This is a genomic window from Luethyella okanaganae, from assembly GCF_042660285.1.
GTDB lineage: Bacteria > Actinomycetota > Actinomycetes > Actinomycetales > Microbacteriaceae > Luethyella > Luethyella okanaganae.
On sequence record NZ_JBHSTP010000007.1, the window covers coordinates 1 to 1,205 of the forward strand.

At 61.2% G+C, this 1,205-nt stretch carries 3 protein-coding genes; all 3 read left to right on the plus strand.

All coding sequences use genetic code 11. The features are described from left to right. A partial coding sequence (locus ACFQB0_RS15375; protein WP_386733313.1) for a hypothetical protein occupies positions 1-419 on the plus strand: 419 nt, incomplete at its 5' end. Beyond that, positions 416-562: a hypothetical protein gene (locus ACFQB0_RS15380; protein ID WP_386733314.1), complete on the plus strand. Its 147-nt coding sequence runs from the start codon at positions 416-418 to the stop codon at positions 560-562. The genes ACFQB0_RS15375 and ACFQB0_RS15380, both read left to right, overlap by 4 nt. After that, positions 559-1,032 carry a hypothetical protein gene (locus ACFQB0_RS15385; protein ID WP_386733315.1) on the plus strand — a complete coding sequence of 158 codons (474 nt, stop codon included), beginning with the start codon at positions 559-561 and terminating at the stop codon, positions 1,030-1,032. The genes ACFQB0_RS15380 and ACFQB0_RS15385 overlap by 4 nt, the downstream gene beginning before the upstream one ends. The last annotated feature ends 173 nt before the right edge of the window (positions 1,033-1,205 follow it).

Sequence of the window (1,205 nt, forward strand, 5' to 3'; positions counted from 1 at the left end):
GTTGCGGAGGGAGCACATTGCCGTCGTTTGATGAGGTTCGTGATGAGACGCATGTGGAGATGCAGAAGATCGTCGATCGTCTCCCGGAGGGGGCGGTTGTGAGGGTTGACGACCCGCGCCCGGCCTCGAGGTTCTGGTGTGACGGCGGGGCAGGGGTGTTCTATACCGGCCAATGGGAGGTGTATGTCGCGGATGGGTTCGGGATTCAGCCGTGGATGGATGAGGTGAAGGCGGACTTGCTCGCGGACGGGTATGTTGAGGAGGATATCGACCCTGCCCTCGTGAAGAGTTTCTCACTTCGAGCGCCTGAATCGGGCTTGCTCATCGGGTTGATCAACGACGCGAAAGCCACCGAGGGCGCTCGTGTTTTGGTGAGCGGGTTCTCGCGGTGCGCACAGGACCCTTACCCGCGGAAGTGAGCCGGCTGGTTGTCGCCCCGCCGGTCGGTATCCCGGTGCAGGTGGCGGGCATGGTCGACAATCACAACCAGGTCGTCGGCACCACCGACAATCACGTCGTATTGGAGCATGTGTTGAAACGGCTCGAAGAAGCGGCTCGATGAAGTACTTCGTTGCCGGTGCGCTGGTTCTGACGGCGGTCCTCGTCCTTGCGGGTTGCGGAGGGAGCACATTGCCGTCGTTTGATGAGGTTCGTGATGAGACGCATGTGGAGATGCAGAAGATCGTCGATCGTCTCCCGGAGGGGGCGGTTGTGAGGATGGATGATCCGATGCCGGACTTCAGCTATCCGTGTGACGGCGGGGTCGGGATCTTCTACACGGGTGAATGGGGGGTGTATGTCGCGGATGGGTTCGGGATTCAGCCGTGGATGGATGAGGTGAAGGTGGACTTGCTCGCGGACGGGTACTTCGAAGTGGCCGCCGACGCATCGATCACGCGGAGCTTCTCCTTACGCGCGCCCAAGACGGACATTCTTCTAGGAGTCAGCAACGATCAAGATGCTGAACAGGGGGCTCGCATTCTTGTCCGCGGGTACTCGCGTTGCGCACAGGACCCGGAGCCGCGGAAGTGAGCCGCCGGGTTCCATTCGCAATACGGCGGCGCCTCGATGGAGCGGCGCAGTGAGGCGGGTTGTTGTAGCGGGCGTTGTGGTCGTGGTGCTCGCTGTGTTGACTCTGTCGGGGTGTGGAGGGGTGTTGTTGCCGTCGTTTGATGAGGTTCGTGATGAGACGCATGTGGAGATGC